At 74.0% G+C, this 17,175-nt stretch carries 16 protein-coding genes and 1 pseudogene; 9 read left to right on the top strand and 8 right to left on the bottom strand.

Annotated features, from left to right (window positions below):
• Nucleotides 1–56: 56 nt before the first annotated feature.
• Nucleotides 57–836 carry an NAD(P)H-dependent oxidoreductase gene (locus ACIQD7_RS19545; protein ID WP_402442965.1) on the bottom strand — a complete coding sequence of 260 codons (780 nt, stop codon included), beginning with the start codon at nucleotides 834–836 and terminating at the stop codon, nucleotides 57–59.
• A gap of 142 nt (nucleotides 837–978) precedes the next feature.
• On the opposite strand from ACIQD7_RS19545, the gene ACIQD7_RS19540 reads away from it, so the two are divergent.
• Nucleotides 979–1,827 (top strand): helix-turn-helix transcriptional regulator, encoded by an 849-nt coding sequence (locus tag ACIQD7_RS19540; protein WP_402442964.1) that lies wholly within the window; start codon nucleotides 979–981, stop codon nucleotides 1,825–1,827.
• 126 nt (nucleotides 1,828–1,953) lie between these two features.
• Here ACIQD7_RS19540 and ACIQD7_RS19535 read toward each other — a convergent pair.
• Nucleotides 1,954–2,698, bottom strand: a pseudogene (locus tag ACIQD7_RS19535) (hydroxymethylbilane synthase).
• 15 nt (nucleotides 2,699–2,713) lie between these two features.
• Nucleotides 2,714–2,932, bottom strand: coding sequence for a hypothetical protein (locus ACIQD7_RS19530; RefSeq protein WP_402442962.1), 219 nt, complete (start codon nucleotides 2,930–2,932; stop codon nucleotides 2,714–2,716).
• A gap of 118 nt (nucleotides 2,933–3,050) precedes the next feature.
• On the opposite strand from ACIQD7_RS19530, the gene ACIQD7_RS19525 reads away from it, so the two are divergent.
• The 4 genes from ACIQD7_RS19525 to ACIQD7_RS19510 all read left to right on the top strand — a co-directional run bounded on the left by ACIQD7_RS19525 (nucleotide 3,051) and on the right by ACIQD7_RS19510 (nucleotide 7,579).
• Nucleotides 3,051–4,637, top strand: coding sequence for an AMP-binding protein (locus tag ACIQD7_RS19525; protein WP_402442960.1), 1,587 nt, complete (start codon nucleotides 3,051–3,053; stop codon nucleotides 4,635–4,637).
• On the top strand, nucleotides 4,634–5,359 hold the full coding sequence (locus ACIQD7_RS19520; protein WP_402442958.1) for an enoyl-CoA hydratase family protein: 726 nt from the start codon (nucleotides 4,634–4,636) through the stop codon (nucleotides 5,357–5,359). Before ACIQD7_RS19525 ends, ACIQD7_RS19520 begins: the two co-directional genes overlap by 4 nt.
• Complete coding sequence (locus tag ACIQD7_RS19515) at nucleotides 5,347–5,925, top strand: TetR/AcrR family transcriptional regulator (protein WP_383401624.1); 579 nt, start codon at nucleotides 5,347–5,349, stop codon at nucleotides 5,923–5,925. The genes ACIQD7_RS19520 and ACIQD7_RS19515 overlap by 13 nt, the downstream gene beginning before the upstream one ends.
• A 610-nt stretch (nucleotides 5,926–6,535) precedes the next feature.
• Complete coding sequence (locus ACIQD7_RS19510; protein WP_402442956.1) at nucleotides 6,536–7,579, top strand: isopenicillin N synthase family dioxygenase; 1,044 nt, start codon at nucleotides 6,536–6,538, stop codon at nucleotides 7,577–7,579.
• Here ACIQD7_RS19510 and ACIQD7_RS19505 read toward each other — a convergent pair.
• Nucleotides 7,558–8,658, bottom strand: coding sequence for a citrate synthase 2 (locus ACIQD7_RS19505; RefSeq protein WP_030208616.1), 1,101 nt, complete (start codon nucleotides 8,656–8,658; stop codon nucleotides 7,558–7,560). The genes ACIQD7_RS19510 and ACIQD7_RS19505 overlap by 22 nt on opposite strands.
• 194 nt (nucleotides 8,659–8,852) lie before the next feature.
• On the opposite strand from ACIQD7_RS19505, the gene pdxH reads away from it, so the two are divergent.
• Nucleotides 8,853–9,602, top strand: a complete 750-nt coding sequence (gene pdxH, locus ACIQD7_RS19500; protein WP_402442954.1) for a pyridoxamine 5'-phosphate oxidase — start codon at nucleotides 8,853–8,855, stop codon at nucleotides 9,600–9,602.
• Between the two features lie 308 nt (nucleotides 9,603–9,910).
• On the opposite strand, the gene ACIQD7_RS19495 is transcribed toward pdxH, so the two are convergent.
• Complete coding sequence (locus ACIQD7_RS19495) at nucleotides 9,911–10,651, bottom strand: ABC transporter permease (RefSeq protein ID WP_402443296.1); 741 nt, start codon at nucleotides 10,649–10,651, stop codon at nucleotides 9,911–9,913.
• Complete coding sequence (locus ACIQD7_RS19490) at nucleotides 10,648–11,604, bottom strand: ATP-binding cassette domain-containing protein (protein ID WP_402442952.1); 957 nt, start codon at nucleotides 11,602–11,604, stop codon at nucleotides 10,648–10,650. The genes ACIQD7_RS19495 and ACIQD7_RS19490 overlap by 4 nt, the downstream gene beginning before the upstream one ends.
• 107 nt (nucleotides 11,605–11,711) lie before the next feature.
• Between ACIQD7_RS19490 and ACIQD7_RS19485 the strand changes: the two genes are divergently transcribed.
• From ACIQD7_RS19485 to ACIQD7_RS19475, 3 genes are all read left to right on the top strand, one after another.
• Nucleotides 11,712–13,121, top strand: a complete 1,410-nt coding sequence (locus tag ACIQD7_RS19485) for a sensor histidine kinase (RefSeq protein WP_402442950.1) — start codon at nucleotides 11,712–11,714, stop codon at nucleotides 13,119–13,121.
• A gap of 142 nt (nucleotides 13,122–13,263) precedes the next feature.
• Nucleotides 13,264–13,926 (top strand): response regulator, encoded by a 663-nt coding sequence (locus ACIQD7_RS19480; RefSeq protein ID WP_399614603.1) that lies wholly within the window; start codon nucleotides 13,264–13,266, stop codon nucleotides 13,924–13,926.
• A gap of 110 nt (nucleotides 13,927–14,036) precedes the next feature.
• Nucleotides 14,037–15,380 carry a PAS domain-containing protein gene (locus tag ACIQD7_RS19475; protein ID WP_389664300.1) on the top strand — a complete coding sequence of 448 codons (1,344 nt, stop codon included), beginning with the start codon at nucleotides 14,037–14,039 and terminating at the stop codon, nucleotides 15,378–15,380.
• Between the two features lie 32 nt (nucleotides 15,381–15,412).
• Here the strand turns inward: ACIQD7_RS19475 and ACIQD7_RS19470 are convergent, their stop codons facing one another.
• A complete protein-coding gene (locus ACIQD7_RS19470; protein ID WP_402442947.1) occupies nucleotides 15,413–16,201 on the bottom strand; it encodes an ABC transporter permease in 789 nt (262 codons plus the stop codon).
• Nucleotides 16,198–17,163, bottom strand: coding sequence for an ATP-binding cassette domain-containing protein (locus tag ACIQD7_RS19465; protein WP_402442946.1), 966 nt, complete (start codon nucleotides 17,161–17,163; stop codon nucleotides 16,198–16,200). The genes ACIQD7_RS19470 and ACIQD7_RS19465 overlap by 4 nt, the downstream gene beginning before the upstream one ends.
• Nucleotides 17,164–17,175 lie beyond the last annotated feature (12 nt).

Genomic DNA, 17,175 nt, shown 5'->3' with positions numbered 1-17,175 from the left:
CACCCCCTGGACGAGGCGTCGCCGGGAGAACGTGGCCGCCTCCCCGCCACCCGCGGTCAAGCGTGGACGTGAAGCCCGAAACCCGTACGGCCCGCGGTTTCCCTTCCCTCCTTCAGGCGCAGGGAAGGGATCTCGTAGTCGCCGAAGTTCTGCCGCCGGAACGGAATCGGTTCGGTCGACTCCAGGGTGAGCAGGCGCTGCTTCCAGGCCTCGGCGACGGCCGGGTACTCCTCGGCGGTCAGCCGGTCGGCGCCGTACAGCACGAACGGCGGCAGCACGTCGAGGCCCGGGTAGTAGAGGACGCCGTGCTGGATCGGGAACAGCAGGTCGTCGATGGGGCCGTTGATCCCGCGGGCGGCGTAGTGCGACCGGGGGCCGCCCACGGTCACCGACAGCAGGGCCCGTTTGCCCGCGAGGGTGCCTTCGCCGAAGCGCTCGCCGTACTTGGTGTCGCTGTGCTCGCCGACGCCGTACGCGAAGTGGTAGGTGAAGACCCGGTCCACCCAGCCCTTGAGGATCGCGGGCATCGTGTACCACCACAGCGGGAACTGGAAGACGACCGTGTCGGCCCACAGCAGCTTCTCCTGCTCGGCGCGGACGTCCTCGGTGAGCGTCCCGGCGTCGAAGGCCCGGCCCGAGTCCGCGGCGACCTTCAGCGGACTCGACGCCTGGGAACCGTAGTCCGCGCCGTCCACGACGGCCTTCCAGCCCATCGCGTACAGATCACTCACCCGCACCTCGTGTCCGGCCTCCTCCAGGGTGGACACCGCGAGGTCCTTCAGCGAGCCGTTGAGCGACTTCGGCTCCGGGTGGGCGTGGACGATCAGCGTCTTCATCGGCGTTCTCCTTCGGATCGGATGCCTTCGATCCTGGACGCCGGGGCGTCCGGTGTTCAGGGGCGCCCCGACCACCGGACCGGTCTTCCTGGTACTGGCGGGACCCCCCTCGCCGCCGGGCGCCGCGCCCATACTGAGGGGCATGGACGATCTCGCAGGTTTCCTGAAGACCAGGCGCTCCCGGGTCGACCCGGCGGCCGTCGGCATCCCCGTCGACAACCGCCGCAGGGTCGAAGGACTGCGTCGCGAAGAGGTCGCGCACCTGTCCGGCGTCAGCGTCGACTACTACGTACGTCTGGAGCAGGGCCGCGCCACCCAGCCCTCCGAGCAGGTCCTCGACGCCCTCGCCCGGGTCCTCGGCCTCGACGAGGTCGAGCGCGGACACCTCCACCGGCTCACACGGCAGCCCCGCCCCCGGGCGAAGGCACCCGGTGGGCGCGTGCGGCCGGAGCTGTTGCGCGTCCTGGACCTGGTCCCCCACGCAGCCGCGCTGATCGTGAACCACCGGCTGGACGTGCTCGCCGCGAACCGCCTCGCCGGACTCCTCTACGGCCGGCCGATACCGGGCCTGAACACCGCTCGGCACATCTTCCTCGAAGAAGCCGAACGCGGCCTGTACGCGGACTGGGAGACGTGCACCCTCGACGTGGTCGGGCACCTGCGCCTGGCCGCGGGCAAACACCCCGAGGACCCCGGCCTGGCCTCGCTCATCGGCGAGCTGGCCATGGGCAGCGAACGCTTTCGCCGGCTGTGGGCCCGCGCGGACGTCCGCGCCCGCACCCACGGACGCAAGGCGTACCGGCACCCGCTGGTCGGACCGATCGAACTGCACCAGGAGAACTTCGCGCTGCCCGACGAATCCGGCATGGAACTCCTCGTGCTGTCCGCGCCCGCCGACAGCCCCGCCGAGGACGGCCTGCGTCTCCTCGCGAGCCTGGGCGCGGACGGCGGCGCCGAGCGTCCGACCATGAACGCCCGGCTCCCCGAGTGACCCACCACGACCGCACGGACCCGCGGGAGCCCACCGTCCCGAGGGGGTTCACCTGAGGCCGGACCGGCGGAGAGGGGGCACGGGCCGGAGCGCATCCGGGCGGCGTGTCCTCCGGCGGGGTGCGGGTCAGTGCGGAATCGCCCGGATGATCTCCAGGGCTCCGTCCCTGATCAGGGTGGCGGCCACGGAGGTGCCCAAGGCCTGGGGGTGACGACCCCATGCGTGGGCGTCCACGACGTCCTTGCCGTCCGGCGAGAAGACCCGTGCCCGCAGGCCGATCCGGCCGTCCGGCTCGGTCCGGGCGAACGCGGCGACGGGGGAGTTGCAGTGCCCCTGGAGGCGGTGCGGTCCGCCGCCCCGATGCGCTCCAGACCGCACACGGCGAGGAGGGACGCGTCGTACTCGCCCGAATCCGGCTTGGCGAGACGGGTGTTGGTGTTCCCCCGGGTCGGCCTGGTCGCCAGACGGGGGTGCGTACGGGCGAGCTGGGCGATCCGCCGCACCGACGACGTGCCGACGACGTGCCGACGACGGAGCCCGGGGGAAGCCGGTCGAGCGTGCGCCCGCCCGGCTCCACCAGGGCGTCGTGGAGGCTGTCGCGCCGCAGGTGCGCCGCGAACACCGTCCCCCGGGCGACGGGCGCGTCCTTCACGCAATGCACCGCCAGGCCGACGGCCCCGCCCACGGGTGAACGCCCCCTTGCCGCCGAGCTGCGACAGGGCGCCGGACCACCGGTCGCCGGACGGGGTGAAGCCGACGACCTTGGTCCGCATGTCTGGACAGAGGGAAGCCAACTCGGCTCCAAATAGGGCTACTTGGGCCAGTGCATCGGTGAGGAACGGCTGCCGACGCGAAGGGCTTCCAGCGGCATGGGGGAACCGTGGCGTCACGCGAGGTAGGGAGGATCACCGAGACGCGCCGCGACGACGAGCCCGGAGGCCCAGTCCATCAGGGTCCAGCGCATCCGGTCGTGCCGGTGCAGCTCGCGGACGAACCGGTCGACGCGGCTCTGATGGTCGTCGGGCCAGGTCGGCTGCGGCTTGAGGTCGTCCCCGTGCTCCGGTGCGGGGCCGTACCCGTTTCCCCGCGGACCCCGCACAGGCACCCCACCAAAATCATGCAGGCGTGCTTGATTGTTCTACGGGGTACTGACAAGGTCTCCCCAAGTCGCCGCCCCACCCGCGATCCTGGCGCTCACCTTCCACCTCTCCAGGGGGTCATCCATGGTGTTCCACAGCGCGTACGAGGACGTCCCGGCCGTTTCCCTCCCCATCCACGACGCGGTCCTCGGCCGCGCCGCCGAGTACGGCGACACCCCGGCCCTCGTCGACGGCTCCGGCGCGGAGGGTGCGCTCACCCTCACGTACGCCCAGGTCGACGCCTTCCACCGGCTCGTCGCCGCCGGGCTCGCCGAAGCCGGGGTCCGCAAGGGGGACGTGCTCGCCCTGCACAGCCCCAACACCGTGCTCTTCCCCGTGGCCTTCTACGCCGCCACCCGCGCCGGCGCCGCCGTCACCACCGTCCATCCGCTCGCCACCCCCGAGGAGTTCGCCAAGCAGCTCCGCGACTCCTCCGCCCGCTGGATCGTCACCGTCTCGCCCCTGCTCCCCGCCGCCCGCGCCGCCGCCGAACTCGCGGGCGGGATCGAGGAGATCTTCCTCTGCGACCAGCCCCCGGCGGGAGAGACCGTCCGCTCGCTCCAGGCCTTCCTCGGCTCCACCGGACCCGTCCCCGAGATCGCGGTCGACCCCGACGAGGACGTCGCCGCCCTCCCGTATTCGTCCGGCACGACCGGGGTACCCAAGGGGGTGATGCTCACGCACACCTCGATCGCGACCAACCTCGCCCAGCTGGAGCCGTTCATCCCGATGGGACCGGGCGACCGGATCCTCGCCGTCCTGCCCTTCTTCCACATCTACGGCCTCACCGCCCTCATGAACGCCCCCCTCCGCCAGGGCGCCACCGTCGTCGTCCAGCCCCGCTTCGAGCTCGACGCCTTCCTGCGCGCCGTCCAGGAGCACCGCATCAACGGCCTGTACGTGGCCCCGCCGATCGTCCTCGCCCTCGCCAAGCACCCGGCCGTCGCCGACTACGACCTGTCCTCCCTGGAGTACATCGTCAGCGCCGCCGCCCCGCTCGACGCCGCCCTCGCCGAGGCCTGCTCGAAGCGGCTCGGGCTCCCGCCGGTCCGGCAGGCGTACGGCATGACCGAACTGTCCCCCGGCACCCACGTCGTCCCGCTCGACGCCGAGACGCCCCCGCCCGGCACCGTCGGCCGGCTCCTGCCCTCCACCGAGATGCGGATCCTCTCCCTCGACGACCCCGCGAAGGACGCCGCGCCCGGCGAGGAGGGCGAGATCGCCATCCGGGGACCCCAGGTCATGAAGGGCTACCTCGGCCGCCCCGACGCCACCGCCGCCATGATCGACGCCGAAGGATGGGTCCACACCGGGGACGTCGGGCGCGTCGACGAGGACGGCTGGCTCTTCGTCGTCGACCGCGTCAAGGAACTCATCAAGTACAAGGGCTTCCAGGTCGCCCCCGCCGAACTGGAGGCGCTGCTCCTCACCCACGAGGGCATCGCCGACGCCGCCGTCATCGGCGTCACCGACGCCGAGGGCACCGAGATCCCCAAGGCCTTCGTCGTCCGCCAGCCCTCCGCGCCCGGCCTCACCGCCGAGGAGGTCGTCGCGCACGTCGCCGCGCGCGTCTCCCCGTACAAGAAGGTCCGCGACGTGGAGTTCGTCGAGACCGTCCCCCGGGCCGCATCCGGGAAGATCCTCCGAAGGGAACTGAGGGAACGCGCATGACCACACTCGTCACCACGTCCGAGGAACGGGGCGTCACCACCCTCACGCTGAACTCCCCCGCCACCCGCAACGCCCTCTCCGCCGCCCTCGTCACCGAGCTCGCCGACGCGCTCGCCGCGTGCGGCAAGGACCCGGGCGTACGGGCCGTGGTCCTCGACCACGCCGGCACCACCTTCAGCGCGGGCGCCGACCTGAAGGCGCCCCCGAGCCCGTACGACTTCGTGGCCCTGCTCCGGCAGATCGTCGAGCTGCCGAAGCCCGTCGTCGCCCGGGTCACCGGGCACGCGCGCGCGGGCGGCCTCGGCCTGCTCGGCGCGTGCGACCTCGTGGTGGCGGGGGAGGGGGCGGACTTCGCCCTCACGGAGGTACGGATCGGGGTCGCGCCCGCGGTCATCTCGCTGACCCTCCTCCCGAGGCTGGAACCGCGCGCGGCGACCCGCTACTACCTGACGGGCGAGCGCTTCGGGGTCCCGGAGGCCCTCGCCATGGGCCTGGTCACGGCCGGGGACGACGCGCTTCCCGGCATCCTCGACGCCCTGCGCGCCGCCTCGCCGCAGGGCCTGCGGGAATCGAAACGGCTGGTCACCGCTAAAGTCCTGGAGACCTTCGAACGCGACGCGGAGGACCTGGTGCAGAGGTCGGCCACGCTCTTCGCCTCCGCCGAGGCGCGCGAAGGGATGACGGCCTTCCTCGAACGACGGGACCCCGCATGGCGGCTGTGACCGCACCCAAGCAGGACCGGAGCCGCGCCACCCGGCAGCGGCTCCTGGAGGCCGCCGTGTCCTGCCTGGCCGAACACGGCTGGGCGGGCTCGACGGTCTCCGCGGTGGCGGAACGGGCCGGCGTCTCCCGGGGCGCCGCCCAGCACCACTTCCCCACCCGCGAGGACCTCTTCACGGCCGCCGTCGAGTACGTCGCGGAGGAGCGCTCCCAGGCGCTGCGGGCGCTGCCCTCCGACGACCGGGAGGCGGCCGTCGCGGCCCTCGTCGACCTCTACACCGGCCCCCTCTTCCGGGCCGCCCTCCACCTCTGGGTCGCCGCCACCGGCGAGGACCAGCTCCGCGCCCGCGTCACCGAACTGGAGGCCCGCGTCGGCCGCGAGTCCCACCGCATCGCCGTCGAGGTCCTCGGCGCCGACGAGACCCGCCCCGGCGTCCGCGAAACCGTCCAGGGCCTCCTCGACATGGCCCGAGGCCTCGGCCTCGCCACCCTCCTCACCGACGACCGCACCCGCCGCGAACGGGTGGTGTCCCAGTGGGCACGGCTGGTGAACGAGGCGCTGAAGTGACGACGGCCCCGAACCACGACCGCCGGAGCGGCCGGACCCGGCCGGGAGCCCGCAGCGGCGGTAGCGGTACGGCCGGGATCCCCGAGCCCGCGAACAGCGGTACGGCCCGGAGTACCGGAGCAGCAGTACGCCCCTGAGTGCCGCGCCCGAAGCACCGGCACGCCCACCGCAGCCCGCACACCCCCACCCCGCCCGCGCAGCGCCACGCCCCCGATCAGGAACGACGTCCCGTTCCGTGACCCGCGCCACACCCCTCCCGGGCGCCCCGCAGTACTCTGTTCCCATGCCTCCGCTCGTACGCCGTCGCCACGTGGACTTCGTCCGCGTCACGAGCATGAGCTGTCGACGCTCCGTCTGACCCTCGCGGCCTTCCGGGCCACCGGCCTCCCGCGCCGCAGGGCTCCCCGAGCCCCCGGCGCCCCAGGCCACCAGGCCCTTCCGGCCACCCGGCCCCGGGTCCTCCGGACCCGCACGGCCTTTCCGACCTTCCGGGGTACCACTCCACCCACCCCTCCTGGTCCCGTCACAGAGCCCCAGCAGACCGGCACCCGCGGCGCCCGCCCCACCCCCGGCGGCCGTCCCGGGCACCCGTAGACCCCGCGGACACCTCATGACCAGCAGCTCGTACTCCTCGCAGCTCCCCATCGTGGACCTCTCGGCCGCCGACCGCGGCCCGCAGGCCCGGAGGCTGCTCCACGCCCAGCTCCACTCGGCCGCCCACGACGTGGGGTTCTTCCAGCTCGTCGGGCACGGGGTGACCGAGGCCGAGACCGAGGCCCTCACCTCCGCCATGCGCGCCTTCTTCGCGCTGCCCGAGGCCGACCGGCTCGCCCTCGACAACGTGAACTCGCCGCACTTCCGCGGCTACACCCGCATCGGCGACGAACGGACGCAGGGCGCTCGCGACTGGCGCGACCAGCTGGACATCGGCGCCGAGCGCCCCGCGCACGCCCCCGCGCCCTGGGAAGCCCCGTACTGGTGGCTCGAAGGCCCCAACCAGTGGCCCGAGGCCCTGCCCGAGCTGCGCACCGCCGCCCTGCACTGGATCGACCGGCTCAGCGGCGTCGCCGAGCGCCTGCTGCACGAGCTGCTCGCCTCCATCGGCGCGCCCGAGGACTTCTACGACGACATCTTCGGCCCGCACGCCCACCCGCAGCTCAAGCTGGTGCGCTACCCGGGCAGCAGCGGCGAGGGCGACGACCAGGGCGTGGGCGCCCACAAGGACTACGGGCTCCTCACCCTGCTGCTCCAGGACCAGGTCGGCGGGCTCCAGGTCCAGCGCGAGGACGGGAACTTCCACGACGTGCCGCCGCTGCCCGGCGCGTTCGTCGTCAACCTGGGCGAGCTGCTCGAAGTGGCGACCAACGGCTACCTGATCGCCACCAACCACCGGGTGGTCTCCCCGCCCGGCGCGACGGAACGTTTCTCCGTCCCGTTCTTCTACAACCCGCGACTCGACGCCCGGATCGCCCCGCTGGACTTCCCGCACGCCTCCGCGGCCCCCGGCATCACCACCGACCCGTCGAACCCGCTGTTCGCCGAGTACGGCCGCAACGCCCTGAAGGGGAAGCTCCGCGCCCACCCGTCGGTGGCGGCCCGCCACCACGCGGAGCTCCTGCTGCACCCGGAGGGTCAGCCGGCGATGTCGGCGTAACCCTCGATGTCGCGCGGGTCCCGCCGGCCGGGGCCCGTGTAGCGGGCCGAGGGGCGGACCAGGCGGCCGGTGCGCTTCTGCTCCAGGATGTGCGCCGACCAGCCGGCCGTGCGCGCACAGGAGAACATCGAGGTGAACATGTGCGCCGGGACCTCGGCGAAGTCCAGGACGATGGCCGCCCAGAACTCCACGTTCGTCGCCAGGACGCGGTCGGGGCGCCGGTTGTGCAGCTCCTCCAGGGCGGCCTTCTCCAGGGCCTCCGCGACCTCGAAGCGCGGCGCGGCCAGCTCCTTCGCGGTGCGGCGGAGCACGCGCGCGCGGGGGTCCTCGGCGCGGTAGACGCGGTGGCCGAAGCCCATCAGCCGCTCGCCCTTGTCGAGGGCCTGCTTCACGTACGCGGTGGCGTCGCCGGTCCGCTCGATCTCCTCGATCATGCCGAGGACGCGGGAGGGCGCGCCGCCGTGCAGCGGGCCGGACATGGCGCCGACGGCGCCGGAGAGCGCGGCGGCCACGTCGGCGCCGGTGGAGGCGATGACGCGGGCGGTGAACGTGGAGGCGTTCATGCCGTGCTCGGCGGCCGAGGTCCAGTACGCGTCGACGGCCTTCACGTGCTTCGGGTCGGGCTCGCCGCGCCAGCGGATCATGAACCGCTCGACGATGGACTGCGCCTTGTCGATCTCGCTCTGCGGGACCATCGGCAGGCCCTGGCCGCGCGCGGACTGCGCGACGTACGAGAGGGCCATGACGGCGGCGCGGGCGAGGTCGTCGCGGGCCTGCTCGGGCGAGATGTCCAGGAGCGGTTTGAGGCCCCAGACGGGCGCGAGCATCGCGAGCGCGGACTGCACGTCGACCCGGATGTCACCGGAGTGGACCGGGATCGGGAACGGCTCGGCGGCGGGCAGGCCGGGGTTGAAGGCGCCGTCGACGAGGAGGCCCCAGACGTTGCCGAACGAGACGTGGCCGACGAGGTCCTCGATGTCGACGCCGCGGTAGCGGAGGGCGCCGCCCTCCTTGTCGGGTTCGGCGATCTCGGTCTCGAACGCGACGACTCCCTCAAGTCCGGGTACGAAGTCGGACATCAGGCGGCTCCTCTATCGATGATCGATCAACGGGGTTGGTCGATGGCGGGAATCAACAGTCATCCAGCCGAAGAGTCTGTACGGTTCCGATGATGCGGGGAAGCGTGACATCCGGCACACTCCGCCGATCCGGCGGGAGAGGGTTAACCGCCTCCGGTGCCGGGCAGACTGGCCCGCTGCCGCAGAATGGCCCCGTGACCGATTCCGTGAACGATTCAGCGAGCGACGATCCCACGCGCTGTCCGGCGGCCCGCCCGGAGGCCTTTCCGGCGGCCCTTCCGGCGGCCGGCGGGGTCCCGGACCCCGCCGACATGCGCGAGCAGTACCGCACCACGGAGCTGTCCCCGGCCGACCTCGCGCCCGAGCCGGTCGCGCAGTTCACCCGCTGGTTCAAGGAGGCCGCCGCGGACCCGGCGATCCACGAGCCGAACGCGATGGTGGTCTCCACCGCGACCCCCGACGGCCGCCCGTCCTCCCGGACGGTCCTGCTCAAGCACTACGACGGGGCCGGATTCGTCTTCTTCACCAACTACGACTCCCGCAAGGGCCGGGAGCTGGCGGACAATCCGTACGCCTCGCTGCTCTTCCCCTGGCACCCGGCGGCCCGCCAGGTCGTCGTCACGGGCCGCGCCGAGCGCGTCGGGCGCGACGAGACGGTCGCGTACTTCCGCACCCGCCCCCACGGCTCCCGGCTCGGCGCCTGGGCGAGCCCCCAGTCCTCGGTGATCGGCTCCCGCGCGGAACTCCTCGCCCGCTACGACGAACTGGCCGCCCGCTACCCCGAGGACGCCCAGGTCCCGGTCCCCCCGCACTGGGGCGGCATCCGCGTCGTCCCGGACACGGTCGAGTTCTGGCAGGGCCACGAGAACCGCCTCCACGACCGCCTGCGCTACGTCCGCGAGGACGACGGCGACACGTGGCGGGTGGAACGCCTGGCCCCCTGACCGGGAGCGGAAACGCAGACGACCCGTGAGCCTTGGTCCCGCCCGCCCAGGCGCCTGGGTCGAACGGGAGCCGGCCGGACTTACCGGCGGCTCACGGGTCGGGTGACTGCGTTGGTCTTCGGCAGACTGGCCTGCCGAGGTGCACAGAGTGCGACGGCAGGCCTCAGCCCGCAGTCACCTCGCTGGTCCGGTAAGAAATCACTTCCGGATCACCTCCTTTCATGCGTGACTCCTACGGTACGAACTCCGCCCGGGACGCTCAACCGATTTATCCGGCGACTTCCCGGGACCCTCCGGGCGGCCGCCGCTCAGGCGTCCCGGCGGCGCATCGCCCACCACCCCGCGAGGAGCGCCGCCGCCGTCCACAGCGCCGCGATCCCGAGGCCTTCCCAGGGGCCGACCTGCCCGACCGGGTCCTGGTAGAGGATCTGCCGCCCGGCGCGGTCCGGCAGGTACTCGGCGGCGCCCGCCGCCACGTCCCCGAGCACGAACGGCAGCATCAGCAGCGCCGGGGTCAGGATGCTCAGCGTCGCGACCGCGCTGCGCAGCAGGAACGTCAGCCCGAAGGCGAGCAGGGCCATCAGGGCGAGGTAGATCCCGGCGCCGAAGCAGCCCCGCAGCGCCCCCGGCTCCCCGATGCCGATGGCGTACTCGCCCGCGAACGCCTGCCCCGCGAAGAAGGTGGTGAACGAGGTCACCAGGCCCACGACGAGGGCCGCGCCCCCGGTGACCGCCGCCTTGGCCGCGTAGAGCAGCCCCCGGCGCGGCACGGCGGCCAGCGAGTTGCGCAGCGCGCCGTTCAGGTACTCGGACGACACGGCGGTCGCGCCGAAGGAGACCGCGGCGAGCTGCGCGAAGTTGGTCTGGAAGAGGGCGCGGAAGACGGGGTCCCCGGCACCGTCCGGCTCCGGGCCGCCCACGCTGACGTACAGGGCCAGGTTGAGGGCGAGGGCGACGACGAAGACCGCGAGGAGCGATCCCGAACTGGCCCGGACGGAACTGATCTTGATCCACTCGGAGCGGACGACTGCGGTGAACGGCACGGTCAGGCCTCCAGGGACGAGGAGCGGGGACGGGGAGCGGCGGCGGAGTGCTCCGCCTCCTCCGAGGTGAGCGCGAGGTAGGCCTGCTCCAGGGAGGCGCGCTCGTCGGCCAGCTCGAAGACGGGGATGCCCTCGCGGGCCGTGACCGCCCCGATCTCCTCGGCCGAGGCGCCCTCGACCACCCACCGGCCGGTCTCGTCGACGGCCTCCCCGACCGCCCACCCCTTGGCCAGGAGCGTGGCCCGCAGACGTACGGGATCGCCGGTGCGCACCCGTACGCGCGCGTGGCTGTGGGCGTCGATGAACTCCCGCATCGGCACGTCCGCGAGGAGCCGGCCCCGGCCGAGGACGACGAGGTGGTCGGCGAAGAGGGCCGTCTCGTTCATCAGGTGGCTGGAGACGAGGACCGTACGGCCCTCGGCGGCGAGCCCGCGCAGCAGTTCGCGGATCCACACGATGCCTTCGGGGTCGAGCCCGTTCGCCGGCTCGTCGAGCAGGAGCACGGCCGGATCGCCGAGCAGCGCGGCGGCGATGCCGAGCCGCTGGCGCATACCGAGCGAGAAGGTGCGGACCCGGCGGCGGGCGGCGCCCGCGAGACCGGTCTCGGCCAGGACCTCGTCCACGCGCCGGTCCGGGATGCGGTGGGACGCGGCGAGGGCCCGCAGGTGGTTCCGGGCGGTCCGGGAGCCGTGGGCCGCCTGCGCGTCCAGGAGGGCGCCGACGGTGCGGAGCGGTTCGTCCAGCGCCGTGTACGGGCGGCCGCCGACAGTGGCGGTGCCCGAGGTCGGCCGGTCGAGGCCGAGGACGAGCCGCATGGTGGTGGACTTCCCGGCCCCGTTCGGGCCGAGGAAGCCGGTCACGCGGCCCGGTTCGACGGAGAAGGTCAGCCCGTCGACGGCCCGCTTCGGCGGCCTGCCGGCGTACTCCTTCGTGAGGTTCCTGACGTCGATGCTGGTCATGCCCCGATCCTCGGCGCCCGCCGCCCCCGGGCCATCCCCCGCCCGGGGAGGCCGTCTCCCCCGCACGGGGGAGCCGCGGGCGGCGGCCGTCCTGCCAGGATGACGGGATGCCCGGACCCTTCCGCCGGCCGACGCGCACCACTCCGCGCGCCCCTCGCCGCCGCCCGCTCACGAGTGCGGTCACGCACGGCGCCCGCCGGTTCCGGCTGCTCGCGAGCGCGACCACCCACCGCGCCCGCCGCCTCCGCCCACTCGCGAGCGCCGCCGCGCACCGCGCCCGCCGCCTCCGGCCGCTCGCGAGCGCCGCCGCCCGCCGCCTTCGTCCGCTCGCCCGTGCCGTCACGTACACCCGCTGGCTCCACCTCCTCGTGGGTGCGATCGTGCCGCTCGCCGGCGGCCTGATCCACCCCGGCCTCTCGCACCCGTACCCGTCGGACTGGCTGGTGGTGGCGGTGCTCCCGGTGCCGCTGGTCGCGGCCGTCGCCCTCGTGCCGGCGGCCCGCCGCGCCGAGGGCCTCCAGGCGCGCCTGATGCTCTTCCCGGGCAAGCACGCGCGCGCGTGGAGGACGCCGGAGGGCGCGGACGTCTCCGCGTCCCCGTCGGCCTCGTGGACGGACCGGGGCAGGACGGCCCTGTGGCTGGTGTTCCGGATGGAGGCGGGGCTCGCCGTCTGGCTGCTGTCGGTCGGACTGGCCCAGTGCGCGCTGACGCTGGCCGGGGTGCACGTCGAGGAGCCGGTCGTGGCCGGCCTCGCCCTCCCCTTCGGCGACGGCCGGTGGTCGGCGTTCCTTGCCCCGCTCCCGGTGCTCGTGCTCCTGGCGCTGGTCGTCGCGGGCGGCGCACTGTCCGCGCGGGTGGCCCGTACCCTCCTCGGCCCCTCGGTGAAGGAGCGCATGGCCGCCCTGGAGGGCCGCACCGAGCGGCTCCTCGAACGCAACCGGATCGCGCGGGAGCTGCACGACTCGCTCGGCCACGCGCTGACCCTGGCCGTGGTGCAGGCCGGGGCCGCGCGCGCCGCCGCCGACCCGGAGTTCACCGACCGGGCCCTGGAGGCGATCGAGGAGACGGGGCGGGCCGCCCTGGAGGACCTGGAGCGCGTCCTGCTCCTGCTGCGCGAGACGGGCCGCCCGGCGGCCGCGAGCCCCGGCCTCGACGAGGCGGCCCGGCTGCTCGACTCGGCGCGCTCCTCGGGCGCGCGGGTCGAGGCCGAGGTCACCGGGCCGCTGGAGGAGGTGCCGGGCCCGGTCTCCCGCGAGGCGTACCGGATGCTCCAGGAGTGCCTCACCAACGTGCTGCGGCACGCGGGCCCGGTCCCGGTCGCCGCCCGGGTGGCGGTGGAGGGCGCCGTGCTCCGCCTGGAGGTCCGCAACCCGCTGGCCCCGGGGCGGGAGGAGCGCACCGGCTCGGGCAGCGGTCTGCGCGGGATACGCGAGCGGGCCGCGCTCCTGGGCGGTTCGGCCCGGACGGGCCGGGACGGCGACGCGTGGCTGGTCCGCGTGGACCTGCCGCTGCGCTGAACGGCACCGCCCGCGAGTCGCGGGGACCGTCGCCGTCGAGGACCGGGCCGCCCGCACGCCGTCGTACGCGAGTCGCGGGGACCGCCACCGCCGGGAACCGGGCCGCCCGTACGCGCCCGTCCGGCTGATCTACCCTGGCCGAATGCCGATCACCGTCCTCCTCGTCGACGACGAACCGCTGGTCCGGGCCGGTCTGCGCGCCGTCCTCGAAGCGCAGCCCGACATCGAGGTGGTGGGCGAGGCGGCCGACGGGGCCGCCGTCATCCCCCTCGTGCGCCAACGGCGCCCCGACGTCGTCGCGATGGACGTCCGGATGCCGCTGATGGACGGCATCGAGGCGACCCGCGCGGTCTTGCGCACGGTGCGGGAGCCGCCGAAGATCCTGGTCGTCACCACCTTCGAGAACGACGAGTACGTGTACGGGGCGCTGCGCGCGGGCGCCGACGGCTTCCTGCTCAAGCGGGCCCGCCCGGCGGAGATCGTGCACGCGGTGCGCCTCGTGGCGGAGGGCGACTCGCTCCTCTTCCCGGCGGCGGTACGGCAGTTGGCCGCCTCGTACGGGCGGGAGCGGGACGGGTCGGAGGCCCGGGAGGCGCTGGAACGGGCCGGTCTCACCGAGCGCGAGGCGGACGTGCTGCGGCTCGTGGCGCGCGGCCTGTCGAACGCGGAGATCGCCGCGCGCCTGGTGGTGGGCACGGAGACGGTGAAGTCCCACGTCAGCTCCGTACTGGCGAAGCTCGGCGCCCGCGACCGCACCCAGGCGGTCATCGCCGCCTACGAGTCGGGCTTCGTCTCGCCGGGCTGAACCGGGCCCGGAACCGTCCCGGTGGGGCGTGTCCGCCCATCGTTTTCGGCGAAGGTGATGTGCTCTGCGTCACGTTCCAGTTGAATGGTCCACAGCATGGGGGGTGTCGGGTGAGTGCTTTCGCGGAGTCCACGAGTGAGACCGCCGTTCCCGGGGCGGGGGCCGATCTGCTGGCCGCGCTGCTCGACGGGATGGACGCGGCGCTCTGTGCCTTCGACGCCGACGGGACGGTCACGCACTGGAACCGGGAGGCCGAGCGGATCCTCGGCTGGACCGCCGGGGAGGCCGTCGGGCGGCGCGGGTTCGAGGGGTGGGCGGCGCGGAGCGCGGACGCCGAGGAGACCCTGGGGCGCCTGATGGGGGCCATGAAGGGGCCCGGCCGACAGGTCCACGAGTTCGTGCTGCTCCGCAAGGACGGCGGGCGGGTGCTCGTGCGCAGCCAGGCGGCCGGGGTGCGCGGCGCGGACGGCGCGCCCGCCGGGGTGTACTGCGCGTTCAGCGAGGTCCACGTCCAGCTCGACCTGGAGCGGTCGGTCGCCCTCAGCGAGGCCCTGTTCGACGACGCCTCCTGGGGCGTCGTCCTGGTCGACGCCGACCTGCGCCCCGCCATGGTCAACGCCCACGCGGCCCGCGCCTTCGGAGCCGGTCGTACGACCCTGCTCGGGCGCCCGCTCGGCGACGTCGTCGTGCACGGCGTCGAGGAGCTGGAGGCCGCCTTCCAGCACGTCCTGGCGGAGGGCACCCCGCCCGCCCCCGCCGAGGTGTGGGTGACGCTGCGGACGGCCTCGGGGGAGCGGCGCCGGTGCTGGCGCAGCGGCTTCCTGCGCCTGGGGTCCCCGATGACGGAGGCGGCGGTGCCGCTGGGCGTCGCCTGGCTGTTCCAGGACGTGACCGAGGAGCGGCTCGCGCTGCGGGAGGCGGACCGGCTGCGGTTCCGGTGGAGCCAGCTGCACCGGGCGGGCGCGGCGGCGGCCGAGTGCGAGGACCCGGCGGAGGCGGCGGCGGTCCTCCTGGAGTTCGCCCTGGCCGGGTTCGCGGACCACGCCCTGGTGGACCGGGTGGCGGGCGACCGGCGCCTGACGCGGGCCCTGGCCGTCCCGGCCGCCGTCCCCGGCCCGTCCTCCCCGCCCGTGGGCGGAGGCATCCCGCTGCGGTACGGGCCGAGGCATCCGGCGCTCCAGGCCTGGGACCGGGTCGGCGCGGTCCGGGCGAGCGCGGGCCGTACCGCCGAGGTGTGGGCGGAGGCCCACCAGTGGCCCGGTGACGCGGCGCACTCCCTGTGCGCGGTGCTGCGCTCCCGGGGCCGGACGCTGGGCGTCCTCACCTTCCTGCGGGCCGCCTGCCGCCCGGCCTTCGAGCGCGAGGACGTGGTCTTCGCGGAGTCGGTGGCGACGGGGGTGGCGTCGTTCCTGGCGTTGGGGGACGGGCACGGGGACGGGCCCCCGGCGTACTGACCGGGGGCCCGTGTGCGCGGTCTCCGCGCCCGTCACTCCGGGTCGCGCCGGAAGGCGGCCGTCGACCAGCGGTAGCCGAGCGCGGTGAGGGCCAGGGACCAGGCGACGGCGAGCCAGCCGTTGTGGCCGATCTCGGTGCCGAGCAGCAGGCCGCGCAGGGTCTCGATGGCCGGGGTGAAGGGCTGGTACTCCGCGATGGGCCGGAACCAGCCGGGCATCGAGTCCAGCGGCACGAAGGCGCTGGAGATCAGGGGCAGCAGAATCAGGGGCGTGGCGCTGTTGCTGGCGCCCTCGGCGTTGGGGCTGGCCATGCCCATGCCGACCGCGATCCAGGTGAGCGCGAGGGCGAAGAGCGCGATCAGGCCGAGGGCGGCCAGCCATTCCAGGACGGTGGCGTCGGTGGAGCGGAAGCCGATGGCGAGGCCGACGGCGCCGACGAGGAGGACGCTGGCGAGCGACTGCATCACGCTGCCGACCACGTGCCCGACGAGGACGGAGCCGCGGTGGATGGCCATGGTGCGGAAGCGGGCGATGATCCCCTCGTTCTTGTCCATGGCCACGGACACGGCGGCGCCGACGACGGTGGAGCCGATGGTCATGAGCAGGATGCCCGGGACGACGTAGGCGATGTAGGCGTCGCGGCCTCCGCCGCCGGCCAGGCCCGCGCTCATCGCGTCGCCGAAGACGTAGACGAACAGCAGCAGGAGCATCACCGGGGTGAGCAGCAGGTTCAGGGTGAGGGAGGGGTAGCGGCGGACGTGCAGGAGGTTGCGGCGCAGCATCGTGGACGAGTCGCGCACGGCGAGGGCGAAGGTGCTCATCGGACGGTCTCCTCGGTGGGGGAGGGCTGGGCGGGGACTCCGGCGGTGCCGGTGAGGGCGAAGAAGACGTCGTCGAGGTCCGGGGTGTGCACGGTCAGTTCGTCGGCCTCGACGCCGGCCGTGTCCAGTCGGTCCAGGACGGCGCGCAGGGCGCGCTGGCTCCCGTCGCCGGGGACCTGGAGCGTGAGCGCCTCGTCGTCCGGGGCGGCTCCGGGCAGGTGGGCGGCGGCGGAGCGGTAGGCGGCGGGGTCGGAGAAGCGCAGCAGCACGTGGCCTCCGGGTACCAGCCGCTTGAGCTCCTCGGCGGTGCCCTCGGCGGCGATCCTTCCGTCGTGGAGGACGGCGATGCGGTCGGCGAGCTGGTCGGCCTCCTCCAGGTACTGGGTGGTGAGGAAGACGGTGGTGCCGCCGGCGACCAGTTCGCGGACGATCCGCCACATGGTGTGCCGCGAGCGGGGGTCCAGGCCGGTGGTGGGCTCGTCGAGGAAGATGATCCGGGGGTCGCCGACCAGGGTCATGGCGATGTCCAGGCGGCGCTTCATGCCGCCGGAGTAGCCGGCGGCGGGCTTCTTCGCCGCCTCGACCAGGTCGAAGCGCTCCAGGAGTTCGGCGGTCACCCGGCGGCCCTCCCGCTTGGACAGGTGGTGCAGGTCGGCCATCAGGAGCATGTTCTCCTCGCCGGTGATCAGGCCGTCGACGGCGGAGAACTGCCCGGTGACGCCGATCGCGGCCCGTACCGCCTGCGGGGCGGTGGCCAGGTCGTGGCCGCCGACCCGCAGGTCACCGGCGTCGGCGGTGACGAGCGTGGAGAGGATCTTGACGGCGGTGGTCTTGCCGGCGCCGTTCGGGCCGAGCAGGGAGAAGACCGTTCCTTCGGGGACGGCGAGGTCGACGCCGTCGAGCACGACCTTGTCCCCGTAGGACTTGCGCAGCCCGGTCGCCGCGATGGCCAGGTCGGTCATGGTGATGCTCCT

The organism is Streptomyces sp. NPDC093071 (genome assembly GCF_044754545.1).
In the GTDB taxonomy this organism is placed as follows: Bacteria; Actinomycetota; Actinomycetes; order Streptomycetales; family Streptomycetaceae; genus Streptomyces.
This window is presented reverse-complemented; position numbering and strand designations above follow the sequence as displayed.